Origin of the sequence: Nitratireductor sp. GCM10026969, from assembly GCF_042660605.1 — a bacterium.
Lineage (GTDB): Bacteria > Pseudomonadota > Alphaproteobacteria > Rhizobiales > Rhizobiaceae > Chelativorans.
Genome location: NZ_JBHSUM010000307.1, coordinates 1 through 1,092 on the forward strand (window position 1 = coordinate 1; position 1,092 = coordinate 1,092).

The 1,092-nt window shown below is 63.0% G+C and carries 1 protein-coding gene; it reads left to right on the top strand.

All coding sequences use genetic code 11. From position 1 onward, the window contains the following. A partial coding sequence (locus ACFP9U_RS25165; protein ID WP_378625626.1) for a DUF6923 family protein occupies positions 1-1,092 on the top strand: 1,092 nt, incomplete at both ends.

The following is a 1,092-nucleotide window of genomic DNA, read 5'->3' on the forward strand; positions in this document are numbered from 1 at the left end:
CTTCTGACGGTATCGGCCACGGACGCGCAAGCGCAGGCGCAGACCCCGTTCGCCGCCTGTACGTCGACCATGTATCTCGGGATATACAGCGCGGATAATAGTGAGGTGCAGCTCCACAGCGTCGACACAAGCGATAATCCGTTCAACTTTCCGACCATCGGCGATCCGGGCCCCCGCTACAACGGCATGGGCTACCGCCCCCAGGACAACTTCATCTACGCGTCGCGCTGGGACTCGGTTCGGGAAAGGCACGTTCTTCAGCGCATCGACAGCAATGGTGTTGTGCGGGAATTCGGCGACATTATCGGTGGGGGCATCAACCAGGATTATGGCACCGCCAGTACTAATTATCAGCGGTGGATCGCCTCTGGCGTGGTCGGACCGGACGGCTTCCTCTACCTCAAGCACAACGGTGGGTTCACGGAAAGGATGTGGCGCGTCGACGTGTCGGATCCGAATTCGCCGACGGCGACGGCTATCGACCTTGACCAGGGCATCAACCACGGGGATCTCGCCTGGCACGACGGGCTGATTTACGCGCACAACCAGAGCGACGGCTTTCTTTATTCGATCGATCCCGATACAGGAGCCGTGGACCAGATCGGCCAGACGGGCATCACCGGCAGCTTCGGGTCGATGATCAGCGCCACCAACGGCGTTTTCGGCCGTCTCAATACCGGAGCCTTCTACCAGTTCGATCCCGTGACGGGCGATGCGACGCTGATATCCAATGCGCCGTCGGGCGCCGGTGACGGCGCCAAGTGCCCGACGACGGCGGTGCTGCTCGACGCCGACCTCGAAATCGACAAGGACGACGGCTCGGAGACCTACGATCGCGGCGGCGAGGTGATCTACACCATCCTCGTCAGCAACAATGGCCCCTTCGGCGTGCAAAACGCGCGCGTCAACGACGCGCTCCCCGCCGGCATCACCGATGCGACCTGGACCTGCGGCAGCCCGACGAACGGCGCCGTCTGCAACGTGGCTAACGGCACCGGCGACATCGTCGACGCGCCGGTGAACCTGCCCGCCGAGTCGTCGGTCACTTTCACGCTGACCATGCAGGTGCCGCTGAGCTTCACCGGCGAACTC